Here is a 21,841-nt window from a genome sequence, read left to right on the forward strand (position 1 = left end):
TAAAGTTACGCGAAGAGTAGCTCTCTTCGTAAACCAAATCTAGTTTCGCCTAGCAAAACTATCAGTACATTCCTATCCTAATGCTGTGCAGCGAGACGCATAACTTCGGTTTCCGTAGCTTGCTCGCCTTCTAGTATACCGGTGAGTCTACCTTCCGACATGACCATTACGCGGTCAGACATTCCGAGCAGCTCCGGCATTTCAGAGGAGATCATTATGATACTCTTCCCTTGCTGGGCCAAGTCGGTAATAATGGAGTAAATCTCGAATTTAGCCCCTACGTCGATACCACGAGTCGGCTCGTCCAGAAGCAGGATTTCGGGCTCAGTCAGCAGCCATCTGGCAAGTAACACCTTTTGCTGATTCCCACCGGAAAGATTCATGATTAGCGTTTTGGTTGTTGGCGTTTTGGTACGTAATTTTTCAATCATTTTATCGACTTCCACTTTCTTCTTTTTTCCATCTAGTAGAAGAAGAAGCTTCTGGTAACGATGTAGATTAGCGATTGCACCATTCTCGTGAACAGACAAAACTGGAAATATGCCTGTTACACGACGCTCTTCGGTAAGCAGAGCCATTCCGTGTTTCTTCGCATCCTTCGGAGAATTGATATTAACCTTCTTGCCTTTAATAGAGATCGTTCCGGATTTCAAGGCTCGCAGACCGAACAATGCCTCAATAACCTCGGTTCTCTGGGCACCGACCAGACCACCAATCCCTAGGACCTCACCTCGTCTTAATTCAAAAGATACATCTTTAAAGGATCTTTCCTCCGGAGAGGTTAACCCTTCCACCTTCATGTATACTTCGCCAGGTACGTTAGAACGTTCTGGGAATCGATTCGTTAAATCACGACCCACCATTTTGGAAATGATGAGATCTGTAGTTAATTCCTCCGCTGGCCAAGTACCAATTTTTTTACCGTCACGCATAATAGTAACTTCGTCAGAGATTGCAAGAATCTCTTCCATTTTGTGAGATATATAGATAATAGCTACGCCTCTACTTCTGAGGTCCCGTATGATCCGGAATAAATGTTCCACCTCCACACTGGTTAAGGAAGAAGTGGGTTCATCCATTACAATAACTCGGGAGTGAAAAGAGACAGCCTTCGCAATTTCAATGGATTGGATTTTGGATACAGACAGCTTACCCACTAAAGTCTCAGGATTCAGATCAATATCCAGATCTTTAAACAAATTTTCCGTGTCAGTGTACATTTTCTTATGGTCGATAAACTGAATCGGTCCGATTCCCTTCGTAGGAAAACGTCCTAGCCAGATATTCTCCATAACACTTCGGAACGGCACGGGGTGCAGCTCCTGGTGAATCATTGAGATACCGCTTTTTAACGCATCATTGGAACTGTTGATGGAAGCCTTCTCACCATCCAAAAAAATCTCACCGGCATCCGGTGAATAAATACCAAAAAGGCATTTCATGAGTGTGGACTTACCTGCACCGTTCTCGCCCATAAGTGCATGAACCGAACCCGGTCTGACCTTTAAACTAACATCATCCAGCGCTTTGACGCCGGGGAATTCTTTAGTAATATTGTTCATTTCCAGCAAAAACTCAGCTTTTTCCATGTTGTTACGCCCCCTACGCTTTTTTTCTTTTTTATGAGAGGCACAGCGGTTCCATCCTGTTCCCTGCCTAAAAGAAATACCGAGGAGCGGTTATCCGCTCCCCGTGCTGCCATATAATCATGAATAACGCTGTAGCCGAGGTAATTACTTAGCGTCAGCTATGTTGTCTTTCGTAATCTTTTTGTAGGAAATCCATACGTATTGGTTATCAGTGATATCAAAACCTACATTGTCTTTCGTAGGTGTTTCACCTTTAGCAAGCAAAGCAGCAACTGTGATAGCAGCTTTACCTTGGTTATTCGCATCGTTCAGCACCGTACCGAGCATTGTTCCATCTTCCAGCGCTTGAATCGCAGGAGCAGTTGCGTCTACACCTACTACCGGCATAAATTTGTCACCCGTGAAGTAGCCTGAAGCTTTTAGAGCTTCGATTGCACCGAGGGCCATATCGTCGTTATTAGCAAGAACAGCTTCGATTTTATCGCCGTGGGAGCCAAGGAATGCAGCCATTTTTTCTTGTCCTTTTACGCGATCCCACATGGCTGTATCTTCAGCCAGTTTCTCCACCTTGATTCCTGCATCTTCGATAGCTTGGATAGAGTAAGTAGTACGAAGCTCAGCATCTTGGTGTCCTGGTTCACCTTTTAGCATTACATATTGGAGAACACCGTCGCCGTTCTTATCTGCTTCAGGATGTGCTTTCCAGTAGTCAACAATCAGTTGGCCGGACATTGTGCCGGATTCTTCTGCTTTAGCACCTACATAATAAACTTTATCCCATTTCTTCATATCTTCAGGAAGCGGTTCACGGTTCAGGAATACTACCGGAATGTTAGCTGTTTTAGCTTTTTCGATAATGACGCCAGCAGCTGTACGGTCAACTGGGTTAATCAGCATCCCGTTATATTTTTTAGTGATGAATAAATCAACCTTGTCATTTTGTGTTGGCTGTGAATTTTGGCTATCTACGATATCTACTGTAGCAATGCCTTTAGCAGCACTATCGATGGCGTTACGAACACCTGTCATAAAGGTATCGTCAAATTTGTATATGGCGACCCCAACTTTAGGAGTTTCTGTTGCAGTACCTGAGTTCTCAGTCTTTGGAGCATTAGTAGCCTTATCATTGCCTGCAGCACTATTAGTAGTATTGTTGTTGCCACCACAGCCTGTCAGAGCAGCACCCAGTAAAGCACTAGCTAATAGCACGGAAGTGATTTTTTTCATTATTCATTGACCTCCTATTTATACTTCTTTTTTGTTTGCCCCTGATCGTCTCGGGTACATCCATATTATGCCTCACCTGAAAACGCTTGCGAATATAAAATCCTACTCATTAATATAAAAATTCTAATGAACCCGTAAAGAAATATAAGGATGATTTTCATTAAAAATTTATACTTTCTTATATTCTAAAAAAAACGAATACCGCCCCATTCAAGGATGGTATCCGTTTCACAAATCGTATATGCTCAAAATAGCTCCTATCTAACGAACGGAAATAACAGCTTTTGATTCTCAGGCCACAACATATTGTCCAAATCAATTAGTTTTGTTCCTGTATCTACACGTTCTGGCACATCGATTCCTTCGATCACTTCAACGGCATGTTTTACAGCTAAATACCCGTTACTAAAAGGGTTTTGGATGACGGTTGCTTGAACAGTACCATCCTGCAGCAATTCCATCATGGAGGGGGAGCTATCAAAGGCAACCATTTTAATATTTTGCAGCCCCCGGCTCTGGATCGCCATTGCCGCACCCTGTGAAGCAGTTTCATTCAGACTCGCAATTCCCCGTAAATTCGGGTGCTTCAGCAGCATTAGCTGCGTAAGTTCTTCTGCATCCTTAATGCTAGAGGTCGTGTATGAAATCTCAACCACCTGTATGTTTGGATAACGGGCCGTATAATTTAAGAATCCCTTCTCCCGTTCCTCTGCATCTCTAGCACCATATTCAATTCCGCTGGAAGAATCCTGTTTCTCACTCTGAGTTGAATTGGTGAAATTAATAATGCCCACCTCGCCGTATCCTTTCAACAGCTTGATCAATCTTTCTGCAGATTTTTGACCCGCTTCATAGCCGTTCGAGCCAATATATGTCCTTACTCTTGCTGAACCTACTTCCGCATCTACGGATATGACAGGGATTTTGGAATAAGCCGCCTGATCTACAACCTGTGCAAGCCCCATATAACTACTTGCAGCTAAAATAATCACATCTGCTTTTTCATTAATAGAATCCTGCACCATTTTCACCTGTTCTGTGATATCACTCTCAGAGTCCGGAGCTTTGAAGGTTAATTTCACGTTAAATTCCTGCGCTGCAGCTTCTGCCCCCAATTTAACCGTATTCCAGTAGTCACCCCTGTTCATTTTCACAATAAGATGAATATTACGGGTCTTATTTGTATTGATGTAATTGGGCGCTGAATTAAAACAAGAAGAAACCGTAGTCCATAACACCGCACACATTAACAAGGTTAGCCAAAAACGAAAGGTTTTCATGACGATGTCTCATCCTCCTTAAGCCCTTCATTGCCTTCGCCTTTTGCGAGTGCCGGAAAGATAAGGGTAACCGTAGTGCCTTCTTCAATTTCACTTTCAAAAGAAAGACCATATTCTCGGCCATAGTACAGCTCAATCCGCTCGTTCACATTTCTTACGCCTACCCCGGAACCGCTCATACTTTTACTGCCACCTGTCAAAATAACCTTCATAGTCTCCTTGGACATTCCTAGTCCATTATCACTAATCCGTATGATGACAAGATTGTCCTTCAGTTCCGCTTGGATAGAGATAAAACCTTCATCAGGCATCATTTCTATTCCGTGATACAAGGCATTCTCTACAATCGGCTGCAAAATCAGCTTAATCGTCTGACACTGCAGCACTTCATCCTGCGCAATGATCTCATAACGGAACTTATTTTTAAAACGGAAGCTTTGTATGACGAGATAATGACGAATATGATCCAGCTCTTCCTGCACGGTAATCATATTATTGCCTTTGCTTAGGCTTATACGGAAAAACTTCGATAAGGACTGAATCATTGTGACGACCTCCTCCGTCTTACCACGCTCAGCAAGCCGGATCACAGAGTTCAAGGTATTGTACAAGAAGTGTGGATTAATCTGGGATTGCAGGACTTCAAGCTCACCCTTGCGTTTCGTTTCTTGTTCATAAATAATTTGATCCATCAATTGACGGATTCGCTGCAGCATGAGGTTAAACCGTTTGGACAACTGCTCTACCTCATACGCACCGCTCACATCGATTCGAGTATTAAGATCCCCTTCGCCTACCTGCTGAAGTGTCCGTTCCAGCTTACGGATCGGGCGGGCAATTCGCGCAGATAAAAAGACAGATACGATAATTACACATAAAATAACTACCGCTAGGAACCAGGATAAGAAGGTGTTCAGATCTCGCTTGGTGGTTACTATCTCGTCATAATAAGCAACTCCGACTATTTTCCATCCGGTCTGTTCCAGCGTACGCACTGTGATAAAACGTTTTTCACCGGTAGACTCATCCAAATAGCTACGGTAAGCATATTCCAGTACCGGCTCCACATTCTCATACTTTAAGCCAGCATAAATAAGCTGCTGCTGCGGATGATACACAATGTTGCCTAATTGATCGAGGATGTAAGCGTATCCTCTTTTACCAAGCTTAACCTGCTTGCTCAGCTCATCTATGGTGCGAAAGTTAAAATCCATCAGCAGGATACCCGTTTTTAATACTCCCTTTTCCTGATATTGAATGAGTTTACTGATCGACACGACCCATATGTATTGACCTTTAAACAAGTTCTGAATATGGGGCGCTGAATAAGAGATCTCAGACGTTCTTTTGGCCGTAGTAAACCAACTCTGGGTTTCTAACTGTGTGTTGCTGCGCAACTTCTGTCCTGCTGTGCCCACAACGTATTTCCCCTGTGGGGTAAAAACTGCTGCAGAAACAAGATCCTCTCTACTTCCCATTAACATAGCCATTCTTTCCATCAGTAAAGCGGAGTCCACGGAGGGACTATTCGTTATTTGATCTTCTGCGGTTTCAAAAATATTCCGCATCCCTTTAACATAAAGCTCCAAATTGTAGTTCACTTGCTCAATAATCTGCTGCATATTCATATTGGCATTCTCTTCAGCTGTCTTCGCAAACTTGTTATACAGCATAAGACTGACAACGACGGCTACAAGTACGGCGACAGATGTAAAAGTGAGCGTAATCGTCACTTGAATGCTCCGCAGCTTGGAGGACAATCGACGTTTCCCCCCTTTTGGATGCTGCGGCCGCAGTCGAAAAGAATAGGACTTTTCTTGCCGCATGGCTACCCTCCTCTGGAGCTGTTTTTATACTCTTTGGGAGACTGGCCATATTTTTTACGAAAGCAAAAGCTGAAATAGTTAGGATCAGCAAAGCCAATTTTCTCGGCGATTTCAAAAGCCTTCAGTTCCGTGGAGCGTAAAAGTTCCTTTGCTGCCTCTAATCGGATTTGCAAGAGATAACTAACGAAAGTCATCTTCATTTCCTTCTTAAAAATACTGCTAAAATAACCCGTACTGATATGTAAATGCTGACAGACCTTTCCGATAGAAATATCCGATTCCTCATAATGGCTACGGATGTATTCTTTAGCTTCATCAATAAGCAGCTTATAGCTAGATTGGCGTTCTAAGGCAATGGAGTCCATTAGCCGGCTGCAGATCGTAATAATCCATTGTTTGGCTTCACTCATACTATTAAATTTATTCATCTCAGTTAATGAGGAAATGCCAGATCCAACGAACTTAGCAGCATCACTACCGGACTCTTTGGCTACACGCAGGATAGATGTAATAATCTCCAGCAAAAAAATCTGATAATCCTGAGTAGATACCTGCTCAGCATTCAATCCGCCAAATAACTCCTCCACGACCTCTTTAAGCTCCTGGACGGTTCCCATCTTAATCGTTCGGATTAAGGACTGCTGGGTCAATTCATCATAGGCCAAGAGTGTATTCGAACGTGACTCCACATCCTCGATCCAAATGACTCTGTTATTGCCAAGAATGAGACGATAATCTAACGCTTGCATGGCATCTCCAAAGGAATTAAATAGCATAGCAGGCGAATGACAAACCGTTCCAGAACCAGCGGTTACCGTTAGCTTAAGAAACCGCTGCACATTGTGGCGGATTTCTTCTAGAATTTCAAAAGTTTTCCCCGTAATTTCAGTTTCTTCTCCTGCATCACAAATGGAAAGAAGCACCACCTCATCACGATGGATAAAAACCCTGCCAAAATTATGCTTATTACATAATTCTTCTGCAATATTGAGCACAGCGAAGAGCTGTAAATTTCTCTCTCCCGTATCTCGCAAAGAAATTTGCTTTCCTGCGTTAAGGCTAACCGTTTCCCGCTCTGGACGTATATAATCCACACTAATTACCGAGGCTTGGAACCATTTCCCATGTAGATCTATTCCGTATTCCGAACTTTTTTCGTCTATTTCAATCATTCGTAACTTGCGTGATACTAGTGAAGATAAAAACTGCTCACGCAGCACAGGCAGACTTTTTCGATAATGCTCACTGAGTACAAAAACATTCTCCTTCTCTGCAATTTCAGCCTCTATAGTGGCTCTGACCTTAAGCAGAACATCAATCAACTCCTGTGAAGAAAACGGTTTCAAAATATACTCGTCGATTTGCAGTTTAATCGCCTTCTGCGCATATTCAAATTCATCATACCCTGTCAAAATAATGATCTTGGTATTGGGATGCCGTTCGCGAATCCATTCCGCCAGCTGCAGCCCGTTCATAAAAGGCATTTGAATATCCGTCACAACCACATCTGGGAGCAAACGATCAATCGCATCCGCTGCCTCCCGTCCATTCTCCGCCTGTTCTACAATTTCGAAACCGTAGTGCTCCCAATCAATCTGCCCGATGACCCCTTCTCTAACATCTTCTTCATCCTCAGCAAGAATTAACTTGTACATTTCTCATCCCTCTTTGGAAACGATTTATTTAACTGTCATAAAATTCATTCTATATGATTCAAACTATTCCATCTATGGTTAGTTATTTAAATCGATTTACTAAAAACTAAAAGAGTCTGTCTTATGACTACAATGTGCTAGTTGGGGAGATATGAAAGATATGGCTAGGGTTATGAAACACGTAGTCAGAGGGATATAAAAGATATGAGGGGATGAAGTGACTTGAAAGCTACTTCATAGCAAGAACTACTTCAGATTCTCAGGAATTACTGCTTTAGCGATCTCCGTATTATAAAAAAATGTGCTTTTTTCATGTTTATATCCTTGATCGATCCTTGTATTTACGTAAAAAAAACCATCCCGCCGTAGCTGGGATGGGGATGATCGGAACCTATAAGTATTATAGCAACGCTTTGTTAAAGCGATAGCCTGCTGTCTTTTCGAAACCTAAATGACGATAAAAAGCATGTGCCGGTGCGCGCTCTACGCGGTTACCACTTCTCAAGAAGAGCTGACAGCAACCTTGCTCACGTGCCCATTCTTCTGCTGCGGCCACAAGTCTTTTACCGAGTCCGTTTCCTCTGAGTTCTTCTGATACGATAAGTGCAGTAATCTCAGTGATACAATCTGTTTGTTTGTAATAAGAGATTACCTGTCTAAGACCGACCATTCCCACAACTTCATTGTTTAGTTCTGCAACAAGTGTGCATTGGAGATGGTTATTCTCCATGCTTTCGAGTCTCTCTTTCATCACGCTAAGCGTTGTTGGATAGCCGAATTCCCGCAGAAGCGCTGTAACTCTCTCCAGATCATTCAAGCCGCATTTGCGAATTTCCAGTACAGGTGCCATGGTACTACTGTTCATCCTCATTTACCTCCACTTTTAGCATAGACGCTGCCTGCTTGGCTACCGTCCGCGCGATTTCCACATCTTCAGACGCACTTAACGCCACTGCCATCCGCCGCCCAGGACGGACTTCTGGTTTACCAAATACCCGAACCTGAGTCCTAGGTAACTCCAAAGCTTCACCAATTCCAGTCACAACAAAAGCTCGTCCTTCTCCTTCAGCCTTCAGCGTTGCTGAGGCACCTGGTGTCAGTAATTGAACTGACTGGACTGGAAATCCAAGAATAGCTCTGACATGCACTGCAAATTGAGATAAATCCTGCGTCGCCATCGTCACCATCCCTGTATCATGAGGTCTGGGTGACACTTCACTAAACAATACGCCTTGATCCGTCAAGAAAAGTTCCACTCCAAAAATACCGAATCCTCCGAGCTGATCCGTAACTGCTTTGGCAATAGACTGAGCCTCATCTAGTAGTTCCGGCTTCATAAAGTGAGGCTGCCATGATTCGACATAATCTCCATCTTTCTGAATATGGCCAATAGGCGGACAAAATATCGTGCCAGACACGGACCTTACCGTCAAGAGTGTAATCTCGCTCTCAAAGGTAACAAAGGCTTCCACGATCACACGCGTTCCTTTGGCTCTAGCTCCATCCAAAGCAGTGTTCCAGCACTCTTCCGCATCCTCTGGTCTTTTACAAACACTTTGCCCTTTGCCAGAAGAACTCATAATTGGCTTGATGACACAAGGAGTGCCTAGTTCTGCAACGGCTTGATGCAGCTCTTCCAGACTATCTGCAAAACGATAATCCGCTGTTGGCAATCCAAGTTCTTCAGCAGCAAGTCGGCGAATGCCTTCTCTGTCCATGGTCAGACGAGCCGCTCGTGCGGTCGGAACAACGAAGAAACCTTCCTCTTCAAGCTCTTGAAGAGCATGAGTGGCAATTGCTTCAATTTCCGGAACAATAACATCCGGTTTTTCTGAGCGAATAAGCGTTTTAAGCGCCTCTGCATCCAGCATATCAATAACATGTGAACGATGAGCTACACCCATCGCTGGTGCATCGCTATAACGGTCTACAGCTACGGTCTCTACGCCAAGACGTTGAGCTTCGATTATGACTTCCTTACCCAGTTCCCCGCTGCCCAGCAGCAGCAGCTTGCGGCTTTGAGCTGAAAAAGGAGCTCCCCACATTGTCGATTTCAACCTCTTTCGGCAAATTGACTATCTCGTTTCCATAAATTTCTGAAAACGGAACAGTTTCTTTGTATATTTTCAGGCTTCTTTATTTTCATCCATCATACGCCAGATTGCAAGTGTTCTTCGACAATTTCCTACAAATTTCAAAGATTTTTGTCCAATCTATCAACAAAAGATTGTTCCAAGAGAGATAATTGGTGACCTAACTGGCCCCAATGATCTGCGGACTCACCTCCTTTAAGGAGATCCAGCATCGCTTTCTCTTGCTCCGCCATCCCTTCTTGAAGATGTTCTGAAGCGGCCTTTAATTCATTGGCAATGCATTCGACATAATGTGCAAGTAATTTTTTCTTCTGCTCTGCCGCCGCAACATTAACAGCTTCTTTCACAAGAGGCTCAGCCGCACCTTTGACTTGCTCCCGGCCAGCGCCTTCAAAGAAGTAGCGGGGTGATTTAAAATGTCCCCATAAGGTTGACCATTCCACGGACTGAAGCTGACATTCCAGCTCACTAGGAGATGGCCATGCCGTTTCTTCATTCTCCATCAGCTGAAACTCCTGCGTAGAGAAGCGCAGCTCAGCAGCAGCCGCTTCGGCAGCTTCATGAACAAGACTGCGCCCTGTATTCTCCAGTCGCAGCGTTGTCGCCCATAGCTCTTGCTCCAATTCACGCTGAGTGGTACGCATCAGCTCTGCACCACATGCAGCGAAGATAGCTTTTAAATTTCCTGCATCCTCACGCAGCAAGGAGGGGTGGAAAGACTCCTGAAAATTTCTGGTGAAGGAGAAGCTAATCCGCTGACACACATGATAGATCAGCTCCTCTCCTTCATGTACTAGATCTCTACCAGGACGTTCTTCTGTCTCCAATAGGGATAGCCGTTTCAATGCTAATTGACGACGTTCTTGCATTTCTTTTAATCCTGCTTCGCGCTCGTTTGCCGCCATGGAAGCGAGATTCTGCCACTCTTCCGCCCTGCGGCGAACAGATGCAATACTCTCTGCAGCTGCATTAAGTGAAAGCTGAGGAAGTTCCTCTCCCGCAAAGCTGGATAAGGCTTGCTCGAAATGATGGAAACGGGAAGCCTCATAGCGTTCATAATTATGCTGAGTTTTACCTTCCAGAGCCAGCAAGCTAGAGAGCGCATAAATTCTCGGCGAACGTAAGCCACCTGCACGTAAATTTTGAGCGACATGCTCTCGTACCTCTTCCAATTCATCTTCACTAGAAGCAAGATCGGAAGCATTGATAATAAAGAACATTTTATCAAGTGCAAAGCTATCTTTAATACGGCCCAGCTGTGCTAGCAAACCTCGATCTGCTTTTGAAAAGGCGTGGTTGTAGTAGGTAACAAAACATATTGCGTCCGCATTTTTCATGTAATTAAAGGTTACGCCGGTATGACGGGCATGCAACGAATCGGCTCCTGGTGTATCCACGAGTACAATCCCGCTTTCGGTCAAGGGACAGGCATAATACAAATCAATCCCCTGTACAAAGCAGGCCCGAGTTTCCTCGGCTACAAGGCTTCGGTATTCTTCCAGATCCACAGTTCGAACTGTTCCAAGCAAAGGCTCGGCTTCTGCCCAGCCAGCCGCTGCTGCCCGTAGAAATCCAGCATGGGGCAACGCAGACGGATGAATTCCTCTTGCAGGCAAGCTTGCAAGTACTGTTGTCCATGAGTTCTGCTGTGGTTCACCCAGCTGCAGCACATTGAACGAATGGCAGATGTCATCCCAGAAATCTGCCATGGTCTTCATCGTTACAACCGCGCTGGCATGACGGAAGTCACCTTCCGGCGCCAATATGCGGTTGACCGCAGCCGTGGCGGGATGTGGAGACACGGGCAGCACTTCTTCGCCGAGCAAAGCGTTGGCGAAGGAGGACTTACCCGCGCTGAACGCCCCGAACAGCGCGAGGGTAAAGCGGCCGCCGGCGAGATCCTCCGCCCGTGCGGCCAGACTCCGCGCCGCCGATGCCATCGCAGGCTCGCGGCGCAGCAGCTCTGCCGCAGCCGCCAGCGCGTCAGCGGCTACCGATAGCCGGCGGCGTCCGCCCGCCGGCGAAGCCGTTCCCGCCGCCCAGCTTGCGGCGGCGGCACTTCCAGCCGCTACGCTTTGCGGCGGCTGGACCTCCCGCGGTGCGGCGCTTTGCGCGGCCGCACGCGGGGTGACCCTCACCTCCGGCAGGATGCCGGGGGTGAGGGGCCGGCGCGGCGGCAGCAGCGCCGCGAGCTCGTGCGCGCGGGCGTCAGCCGCGCGGTCCAGGGCGGCTAGCGCGGCTACGGCGCGCGACTGCCGCGCAAGAGCTTGTTCTCGGCGCTGGAGTTCCGCGCGCCGCTCATCCATGAGCGGTGGCAGCTTCGCTAACAGCTCATCGCTCACCGCTAGCGCGGCACGGCGGAACTGGCTCTTAATATCAGCCGCAAGGGTGCGGCAGAAATTGAGCAGCGCCTCGCCGCTATTCCCCGTTCCCGGCTTAACTGCAGCCGCCAGCCACTCCTGGCTCACCGCCGGGAACCCTTGCTTCAGAGTCGTCTCCGCCTCCTCCTCCCACAACCCGAGACTCTCCGCCCAATCACGAACCAGCTGAATCAAATGCCATTCCAGCTGAGCGGAAATCTCTCGGGTCAACAGTCCTTGCCAGACTGCCAGTCGTTTACTTTGTTCCTTCTCCCGCCGCGCAGCCGTAGAGAAAAACCCTAACCGAAACGTAGGGCTGGCACTCTCGATATAGTTTCCTGATGCCTCTCTTACATCCGCAGGCATTAGATTAGCATTATTCAGTAAGGTGTCGAGACCCGTTCGCAAGCTCGATCGCGACTGCTGAGGCAACTCCTCGAGTTGTTTCTGCTCTTCTTCTAGCGACTTCAGTTCCTCCGTCACCGTCTCTGCATTCGTACCTTCCAATTCTTCAAGGAGAGCTGCTTTCTCCTCCTGCTGATCTTCACGGAATGCAGTTAAAGAAGCGTCCGCTGTATGATGGATGGAACGAGATAGGCTATATTGAAGTAGTTGCTCCTTTTGTTCCAATAGTTCGGTTATTAGGATGAGTAGATGATCCCAATGATTAAGTGGATGCTCTTTCTTTTTGAGAGAGGTGAACAGAATTCCAGCACAATGAATCCCCCATTGTTCAAAAGCATTTTCAAGTTGACGTTTATATTCCTCAATAGAAATTTCTTGTTCCCTGTGCTTGTCGATCTGATTAACGATCAGATACAACGGTTTACCCCAGTCGCTAAGATTTTTGGCAAAGGCCAAATTATTCTCTGACTGTACATGGTTATAATCCATTACATAAAATACAACATCCGCTAAATGCAGCGCGGAACGAGTCGCCGCCTGATGACCATCATCCGTCGAATCTACACCAGGTGTATCCAATAAAACGCCATCCTTACCTAGCAGCGGTATCTCATTCCATACCTCAATCGCGGAATATTCGCCACCGTTTCGACAGTATTCCTGTAATCTTTCTGGAGTTGTCTCTATAGGTGAAGGTTCATTTTCACTTCCTTCAACCCTAGGATAAATAAGCACTCGCGGAACTCCACTGCGAATAGAGACAATATTGGCACTAGTCGGCACAGGTCCCGAAGGCAGCACGGAACTGCCGCATAGGAGATTGATCATACTGGATTTCCCTGCCGAAAAATGCCCGCAAAAAGCAAGGGTCAGTTCATTCCCATCCTCTTTATGCTGTAAATCTTCATATATACGTTCAGATCCCTCATCGCCCCAGCGATGCATTAATCTACGCAACTGGAAAAGCAGCGATGCTGTTTCATTTAATGTCTCTTTCTGAATGCTAACCTGTTCCGCTCTCACTGACTCTCCACCTCCACTGTTACCATCTAATCATGCTTTGAATATTACCCATTCAAGAATACGAAATCAGACTCATTTTTAAAATATAAGAAAGTATATGTTTCACACTATTCATTATCCTTATATTTCTCGCTTAAACGCTTGCCGTCCTTATAAGGACACTGAAAGCATTTAAATTTATACAATGTTTATAACGGTGTAATTTCTGAGATGTCATGCGAAACCTTTTTTTATAAATAATAATTACAGTTTATCACCAGTTTGACACAAATTAAATACACACTACTTACAAAATAACCTATCATCTCTTACGAAATGAGGTTATTCAAACATCTTTCTGCTATTATCGCTAAATAGTAAGCAACAAAAAAAGGAGCCAGCCTGAGGGCTGACTCCTTTTAACATTTTTTAACTTATGCAGTTTCCGAAACAGGTAACAGAATTTCGAATACTTTTCCGTGCTGCAGAATAGTCAACCCACGAGATTTATCTCTCATTACGACAACCTCAGGTTTCACTGACATACGCTCAAAATAGTGTTCAGGAACGTCACCGGAATGACTGATCGTGATACCTTCTACTTCTTGCTCTTCGTTCTCTTCGAGTGGGCTTTCCACTACGCGATCAAAAATATCAGAGAACACTTCAAAATTATCTGTGTATACAGAAATGCATTTCATCTCTATCCCATCCTCTTCTTCAACTCTAACTTTTTGACGTATGATCTTTAGCTTTCCTGACAACCGCTGTTTTCATACGTTTTTTGCCCTCTCGACATACATCAAGGAGCGGACAAACTTGACATTTTGGGTTCTGTGCCTTGCAGTGATATCGTCCGAAAAAGATAAGCCGGTGATGAGTGATCGTCCATTCGTCACGTGGCACAGCCTTCATCAGCTTCTTTTCCACTTCCAGCACAGAATCTTTCCAGCCTGCTAGCGCAAGTCGTTTGGCAACCCTCTCCACATGCGTGTCCACTGCAATGGCAGGAACTCCAAAAGCGTTGGATACTACTACGTTTGCGGTTTTACGACCTACACCGGGCAACGTTACAAGCAAGTCATGAGCCTCAGGCACCTCGCCACTATACCGTTCTATGAGTATAGAGCATAGGCTTTGGATATGCTTAGCTTTGTTACGATATAAGCCGATGCGCCGGATATCCCCCTCCAATTCCTCCAGCGGTACAGAAATATAATCGATGGGGGCTTTGTACTTTTGGAACAGGTCCTCGGTCACTTTGTTCACCGTTGCATCCGTACATTGGGCTGACAACAGTACCGCTATCGTTAATTCAAAAGCATTACTGTGATTGAGCTCGCAATGTGCATCAGGGAACAAGTCTCCAATCGTATCCAAGATGTGGCGGACCTCTGCAACTTTCATAGTGTCCCCTCCACGGAGCGATTACGCTCAGTAAAACTTACACGAGCGTGTCCTCTAATGTAAAGAAATATAAGCAAAGTCTGTATTATAACGTATGGTTTCATACATTTCAAGAAAATACAACTCTTAAACTTTCTTATATTTCAAAAAAAACGTCTTGACGCAGGCAAAGCTCCTGTGTCAAGACGGTGATTCACTCGGAAATCCACCATTGCTACTATTGTTTCACAATTTCAACCACGATATCATTATTGAAATACATTATAATATTATCATTTTCTTTCAGAGATTGCACGGACAATGTCGTATCTCCTTGATGAATATATACATTTGAAGCGAGAGTGAACTGATACTTATCGTTCAGATTTGCTCTCTTCGTCACCAATGAGTTCGTCGTACTGTCAAAGCGAGAGAATGAACGAGTTAACTGTGGTAACACTCGAATGACTGTCACTCCATCCGTATCTTTCCGAATCTCCACTCTGTCCGCTGTTGTTAAGTTACTAAGAGCCGTTGTTGTCGCACCATCACGTATGATTCTAACTCCACCTACAGTAAAGTTTTGTGCTGCTCCAGCATACTCCTTCACAATTAAGCTATTGGTTGCTGCTCCTACTGAACTAATCTGACCTGTTGTAAGCTTGACGGCCTGAATAGAGAGCGGTGCGCTTCCATCAAAAGTCACATTCAGATAATCTCCTGATTTCAAAGCGGTTATCTTAATGCTCTCACCGGCTTCATTAGTTATTGGAAGCGCCGCAGTATTAATTTCACTGGTCCCCCCGTTCCACTTAATGCTTACACGGTTGGTTCCAGAATTAACAGTTGCTGCTTCAACCTGAAGAACGGTCTTTACTTTCAATATTGCAATGAGATCCTGACTAGTTGTCAGTGAGGCTGTCACATTACTACCAACAGGGACATCACTTAAGGATGGATTAGTCTTCCCAAAAAGATCAACTAATTGTGGATATGGCAGTGTTATAGTTTGCCCGCCATCTTTAAGCTTCAATACAATTGTTCTAGAAGTAGTATTAACAGCAGACAAAGTTCCTTCGTACTTTGTGACAATTTCCAAAGACAAAGCCCGTTGACCTATTGCCGTTAAATTTACTTTACGGTTCTCAACAAGTTTCGTACCGGCATTCGTTAAGTTAGGAAGTACGCCTTCAATCAACAATTTTGTTTTTTCATCCAACTGAACGACATGTGCCTTTTTATCAACATCCAGAACTGTCAACAGCTGTGTTTTTGTATTATAGTCAATAACCGTCGCTCCACTATACTGCTCAATTTGACGACTTAACACTTCAATTTTTGTGACCTGGTCACTGCTGTTTAGCGTAAGCTGAATTTTGTCCCCACCTACTTTATCAGCTATAAGATCATCAGCCACGGCGCTATTCATATTCGGAATAACAATCACCGGCTTCGTGCCTAACAGTTTAACTTCAAGTGTTCCGTCCGTTTTTTTATAAACAACTGTTGAATTGCTCAGTTCCGTAAGTACACCTTGAACTGTCCGTTCAACACCCTCTGTCACTTCTACAGTACGTATCACGTTTTCCTTAATCGTATATTTAACAGCAGCACCTGTCTTTAAATCTGCTGGCTGCAGTACTGATGATTGCGAGCTGAATAATGAAGTGCCATCTTCCCATTTAAAGGTTTCCACCGTACCAGCAGCATTTTTAAACGTAATGCTTTTCCCAGTAAGATCTATGCTTTGAACGGTACCTGTCGTCGTTTTGTTAACAACGCCTGAAGTCACTTGAACGTTGACCACTTTATGTGAACCGCTATAAGTTTCACGCTGTAACGTAACTATGCTGTCTGCTACCAGCGAAGCAGGTTCAATTGAAGTCCCATTCGGATCTACAAAGGTAGTCGTTTCATCGTAGTAATATTCTGTGAACCCAGTAGCTGATTTCAGCCATAGCTTATTACCAGGTGCTACCATTGCGAAGTTTCCGGAAAGGCTCTCCACTTGTTGTGTAGGGTCTGTCACTTCAACATAAGCTGCGTTATATGTCGCTCCAATTACAGTAACCTTTGTGTAAGGTTGGATATCACTTAGATTTATTCTACTTTCAGAAGCGCTTGTGTAATAAGCGGTGCTCGCTCCCAGGTTATATGTAGAAGTCTTTCCATTGTTATAAACGGATAGTTTTCCATCTGCTAATTGACTGATTGTTCCTGATACCGTGTTGTCATATTCAACCGTATTGTGAGCTTCCGCACGGCTGAAAAAGGTTGCCAATTGAGCACGGGTCACAGCCCCTTGTGGATCAAAGCGATTACCATCAAGACCATTGGCTAGTTTCAGATCAACAGCAACGTTGATGTAGCCTTTTTTGTTTGCAGACACTTTAGCATCATCCGCAAAACCTGTCGGCTCACTAGCTGCTACGGCTGCATCTGCAGTTTTTCCTAGTGCACGAATTAGGAGTTCAGCAATCCATTCGCGGGACGCTTTACGCTCTCCCCAAGAAGTCTTCAGATTATCTGGAGCCATTTCGGTTGCCTTATCAAGCAGGCCTTGTTGAAAGGCCAACACTACATAATCCTTGTAATAATTCGTAACCTTAAAATCATTAGGTAAGGCAACTGTTGAAGAAGTATCCACTTTATCCTGCAACTTCATAAAACGTAATGCCATAAGCACAGCTTCTTGTTGAGTTACAGAATCGCCAGGGCGGAACAAACCATTATTACCAACCACAATTCCTTGTGATGCAAGTTTATAAATATGCTTTTCAGCCCAGAAGCCTGTTTTCACATCGCTAAAAATGCCTACAGATTGTGTTGTGGTTGTTGCTGCTGTCGTTGCTGTATCTGCAAACACTGCGCTTGTGCCGCCAAAAATCATGGCACCAGCCATAACAGCCGATACTGCTTTAGTAGAATAAGTCTTCAATGGACGTTTTGACCTTTTTTGCGCGGACAATAGATTATTCCCCTCTCTGTGACACAAATAAATAGTATACCTTAAAGTTCGTCAGTTAGATGCTGTATTCCTTTGTTGTAATAACAATTAGCTATTATCTCTAGTCATAGGATGCATTAGGTCCACATGACCCATCAAGCTTTCAACCTTTTCACCGTCTACCAAAACTTCGATACTTTTCACTTCATCAAATTGAAAATAGGTTTTGGCAAGTGAAGAAATCGCTAAGGACTCCCCACCAGCACCCAGCTGTGCTTCATCCGGTTTATGAATATCCATCACAATTTGACCATCCACAAACTTTAACGATTTCAGCTCAATCTTACCCCATAACGATACAAGCTCAGTATTCTCGTTACTTTGCAATGCTTTGAATGTCTCTGTATATTTCTGGGCATCGTCAGAGAAGCTAATGCTAGTCTTAGCAGGAATCAGATCCATAACTTGTGAATTCGTATAATAAGCTTCTATACTCAGACTCTGTTTTTGCTTCTCATCTGCTACTGGCTTCGCAGTAGGCTGGGTTTCTGCACTAGTATTGTCTGCTGTCGGTTGCGGAGTGCTAGCCACTTCGTTTCCTGGATCTTCACTTGGAGCCGGAGTACTTTCTCCAGCACCGCTTACAACATTAGTACTATCTGTCTCCACACCGTTTGCTGGAGCTGCTGTAGGCTTGTCTCCACAGCCAGCGATCACTAGCAGGAGCAGCGCGGCAACCCCAACCATAGTCCATTTTTGTTTCATCATTAATAAACGCCTCCTCTAGATGAATACGGGCAGACAGGTACCGCAAAACCACTTCTTGCCTTTTAAAAACAAAAGCAGAAAGCTGACTTTGCGGCGCTCGTCTGCCACTGGTCTGTTATTTTATACCCAAATATTCCTTAATTCCACTCACCATTGAAGCAGCAACTTTATTTTGAAGTGCATCTGTAAAGAGCAACGCCTCATCTTTTTTGTTACTCAGGTACCCTACTTCAAGTAAAACTGCAGGCATTTTCGTTTCACGAATTACATGGAAATTACCGTAACGTACACCGCGATCGCTAAGTCCTGTAGCTTGAACAAGATATTTATGCATCACGTTCGCCAATGCCTTACTGGCTTCCCGTTGATAATAAGTTTCTGTTCCACTTGCCGCCGAGGATCCTGAACTATTGGCATGTACAGAAATAAATAGGTCTGCCTTTAAATTATTAGCCATTGCCGCACGATCCTTAAGTTCCAAGAAAGTATCGTCACTACGCGTCAACACAACGTCGATATTACTCTCTTTTTTAAGCAAAGCAGCTGCCTTAAGCACTATAGCTAAATTAAAATTCTTCTCGTATTTGCCAGTGACTCCAACTGCTCCAGAATCCTTAGCTCCGTGCCCTGCATCCAGTACTACAAGCTTCTTACCGTCCTTACCTGGCTGTGTTGAAGTATCTCCCGTATCTTCTGCATTCAGATCAATGATGACCAGCTTAGAATCGGTGCCAGAAACGCTTACGTTATAATTTTTAGGATGATTCAAATCGATCACAAAACGTACTGTATAAGGGTTAGTGTTGTAAAGAGAATAACGCACTCCAGAAACATCAGGATAATCCGTTACTTCCAGTTTACCATTCAGGTCAGGGTCAAGAACTTGTCCAGTTCCGAACAGATCGGAGAAAGTAGCATTAGGAAAATCAACCACTAACCGATCCGGTCCAGTCATCGCCGTCACTTTCGGTGCTGAATTACCCTCTATTGCAATACTCAAACGATTTTCACTAAAACTCACACCATTTACCATCGTTAAATTCTTAGAAGGATCTACTGGGGGTACAACCTCAGATCCACCATTTTCAGTATTTCCACCAGAACTACCGTTATCATTTGAGGATCCTGGGGTAATAAGATATACACTCTTCTTCACGTTGTCCCACGAGACATTCAATCCAAACTGTTCACTTATGAATCGAATCGGTACAAGTGTCGTATTACTACGAAGGATTGGTGCCGAGGTAAGCGTTAATGTCTTGTCATCAACTGAGGCTGTCTTTTGATTCACAACCAGTTTGATGACCTTTCCTTGCTGTTCAATCGTTACCGTTTTGCTCTTCTGATCCCATCCCACGTTATATCCAAGGCTTTCAGAGATCAACCTTAACGGCACCATGATTGTATCATTCACATTCTCAACCGGGACATTTTGCCCTGCAGTCAGCTCCTTGCCGTCCAGATAAATCTTACTATTCCCGGCAGCAGCATGTCCGTTCTCAGGCAAAACAAAAACTAAGAGCAACAAAAACAACATCAAACTGAATTTCTTCATTCTTCACCTCTAAATCTAGTATTCGCCTGTGAATGGCGATCGTGATGGCCTGTCTACGTCAACCTCAGACCTCTATTAGACGCTAATAATCTATAAAGGTTGCGAATATATTCCATAAAAATTGAGAAATCTCACCAACATTAAGCATTAAAGTCCTAAATATTCCTTAATACCAGCTACAATTTCCCTCGCTAATTTGTCTTGAAGCTGCTCACTATACATCCCTGATTCATTTCCTGAATTAGTAAGATACCCCACTTCTAGAAGTACTGCCGGCATACTTGTTTCTCTTGTAACATGCAGACTTTTCGTTCTTACTCCGTTGTCCTTGAATCCAGTACCAGCTATCAGATGTTTGTGCATAATCTGTGCAAACGGCAGACTCCCACTACGCGAATAGTACGTTTCACTGCCATTTATTTTATCTCTATTCGGATAACCCTGCTCCAGTGAATTCCCATGAACTGAAATAAATAGATTAGCCTTTGCAGCTTCTGCGATATTCACACGGTCCTGAAGACCTAACGTAATATCTTCAGTCCTAGTAAATACGACGTCAACCAAAGCTTCTTGCATTAACAGTGCTTGTACTTTACGGATAACAGCTAAATTGAAGTCTTTTTCCAGTTTACCTGTGAGGCTGACTGCTCCTGATTGTGACCCTCCATGACCCGCGTCGAGAACTACAACTGGCTTTCCTGTCATTCCACTACCACCTGAGGTATTCCCTTCACTGCCTGTAACATTCAAATCTAGTGTCATCAGTCCAGTACTTTCATCCGTACTTAATTGATAAGGCTGGCTCCCGACTGTTTGAATCACGAACCTAACAGTAGAAGGACTTACACTGAACAACGCATACCGGATCTCAGAAACTAGAGGGTAACCCGTAACATCCAGCTTCCCTTGCGGACTTCCGTTTGTGGTAATACTCGGTAGGCCTCCTACGAAATCAGGAGCAAAAGCCGCACCGGGAAAATCTACGACGATTCGATCTGGACTGCTCATTTTTGTGATGCTAGGTTTAGCAGCCCCAGAAACAGCGATGATTAATCGATTCTCAGTGAAGGCTGCCCCATTTACAAGCGGACCTGCTGCATTCACACCAGTGCTTCCTGGTACGGAAGATGATTGTGGTGTCGGTGAGGGCACAACACTTCCAGCGCTTGTGCCATTATCCATGCCGGGTGTAGTAATCTGAGTTGGAGAAGGCGTACTTGTTGCTGTTGGACTAGTAACGGTTCCCTCAGGTGTAGCCACCGAAGCTTGTCCACCCGTCAAATAGACCGTTTTATCGCTATTATCCCAGCCAACCTTGAGCCCGAACTGCTCACTTACGAAGCGAATCGGAACGAGAACCGTACCACCGCTTTGTTTAGGTGCTGCGTTTAAATCAAACGTTACTCCATCCGCATCAGCTGTTTTTCGTCCTACAGCCAGCTCAATGCTTTTTCCATCTTGGTGAACCGTTACTTTGCGGGCCTGCTGCTCCCATAAAACCTCAAATCCAAGATTCTCCACTACCACTCTGACAGGGATCATAACACTGCCATTGACGTTCTCAAGTTTAATTCCTTTTGGTAAAGTAAGCTCTTGATTATCCATAATAATTCTGCCTGAGCTACTACTAGCTGCGGCAGCTTCACGTCCAGTGAATGATAGTAATAATAATGGCAGCAACAATAGCAGCAACGTTCGATACCCAACTCTTCTCATTTTCCCGCTCCTTCTGCAAGTGATAGTTCTAG

The 21,841-nt window shown here is 44.7% G+C and carries 14 protein-coding genes; all 14 read right to left on the reverse strand.

The features are described from left to right. Positions 1-77: 77 nt before the first annotated feature. The 14 genes from NST74_RS19825 to NST74_RS19890 all read right to left on the reverse strand — a co-directional run bounded on the left by NST74_RS19825 (position 78) and on the right by NST74_RS19890 (position 21,809). On the reverse strand, positions 78-1,589 hold the full coding sequence (locus NST74_RS19825; protein WP_341114017.1) for a sugar ABC transporter ATP-binding protein: 1,512 nt from the start codon (positions 1,587-1,589) through the stop codon (positions 78-80). 144 nt (positions 1,590-1,733) lie between these two features. After that, complete coding sequence (locus tag NST74_RS19830) at positions 1,734-2,816, reverse strand: galactose ABC transporter substrate-binding protein (RefSeq protein ID WP_341114018.1); 1,083 nt, start codon at positions 2,814-2,816, stop codon at positions 1,734-1,736. A gap of 257 nt (positions 2,817-3,073) precedes the next feature. Then, entirely contained in the window at positions 3,074-4,096 is a 1,023-nt protein-coding gene (locus NST74_RS19835; RefSeq protein WP_341114019.1) for a substrate-binding domain-containing protein, read from the reverse strand. Continuing rightward, positions 4,093-5,922, reverse strand: a complete 1,830-nt coding sequence (locus tag NST74_RS19840) for a sensor histidine kinase (RefSeq protein ID WP_042129447.1) — start codon at positions 5,920-5,922, stop codon at positions 4,093-4,095. Before NST74_RS19840 ends, NST74_RS19835 begins: the two co-directional genes overlap by 4 nt. Before the next feature lie 2 nt (positions 5,923-5,924). Next, positions 5,925-7,577, reverse strand: coding sequence for a response regulator (locus tag NST74_RS19845; protein WP_076119745.1), 1,653 nt, complete (start codon positions 7,575-7,577; stop codon positions 5,925-5,927). A 400-nt stretch (positions 7,578-7,977) separates the two neighbouring features. Further along, a complete protein-coding gene (locus tag NST74_RS19850; protein WP_231573317.1) occupies positions 7,978-8,442 on the reverse strand; it encodes a GNAT family N-acetyltransferase in 465 nt (154 codons plus the stop codon). Further along, positions 8,432-9,622: a formate-dependent phosphoribosylglycinamide formyltransferase gene (gene purT / locus NST74_RS19855; RefSeq protein ID WP_341115936.1), complete on the reverse strand. Its 1,191-nt coding sequence runs from the start codon at positions 9,620-9,622 to the stop codon at positions 8,432-8,434. The genes NST74_RS19850 and purT overlap by 11 nt, the downstream gene beginning before the upstream one ends. Before the next feature lie 149 nt (positions 9,623-9,771). Further along, on the reverse strand, positions 9,772-13,458 hold the full coding sequence (locus tag NST74_RS19860; RefSeq protein WP_341114022.1) for a dynamin family protein: 3,687 nt from the start codon (positions 13,456-13,458) through the stop codon (positions 9,772-9,774). Positions 13,459-13,871: 413 nt separating this feature from the next. Continuing rightward, a complete protein-coding gene (locus NST74_RS19865; protein ID WP_042129455.1) occupies positions 13,872-14,138 on the reverse strand; it encodes a hypothetical protein in 267 nt (88 codons plus the stop codon). Positions 14,139-14,163: 25 nt separating this feature from the next. Further along, positions 14,164-14,844, reverse strand: coding sequence for an endonuclease III (gene nth, locus NST74_RS19870; RefSeq protein ID WP_341114024.1), 681 nt, complete (start codon positions 14,842-14,844; stop codon positions 14,164-14,166). Positions 14,845-15,061: 217 nt separating this feature from the next. Further along, positions 15,062-17,791, reverse strand: coding sequence for an S-layer homology domain-containing protein (locus tag NST74_RS19875; protein ID WP_341114025.1), 2,730 nt, complete (start codon positions 17,789-17,791; stop codon positions 15,062-15,064). An 87-nt stretch (positions 17,792-17,878) separates the two neighbouring features. Further along, positions 17,879-18,538 (reverse strand): GerMN domain-containing protein, encoded by a 660-nt coding sequence (locus NST74_RS19880; RefSeq protein WP_076119748.1) that lies wholly within the window; start codon positions 18,536-18,538, stop codon positions 17,879-17,881. 115 nt (positions 18,539-18,653) lie between these two features. Then, a complete protein-coding gene (locus tag NST74_RS19885) occupies positions 18,654-20,093 on the reverse strand; it encodes an N-acetylmuramoyl-L-alanine amidase (protein ID WP_341114027.1) in 1,440 nt (479 codons plus the stop codon). 147 nt (positions 20,094-20,240) lie between these two features. Continuing rightward, a complete protein-coding gene (locus NST74_RS19890; protein ID WP_341114028.1) occupies positions 20,241-21,809 on the reverse strand; it encodes an N-acetylmuramoyl-L-alanine amidase family protein in 1,569 nt (522 codons plus the stop codon). Positions 21,810-21,841: the final 32 nt, after the last annotated feature.

The sequence above is a fragment of the Paenibacillus sp. FSL F4-0125 genome, assembly GCF_038008565.1.
Classification (GTDB): Bacteria; Bacillota; Bacilli; order Paenibacillales; family Paenibacillaceae; genus Paenibacillus_AQ.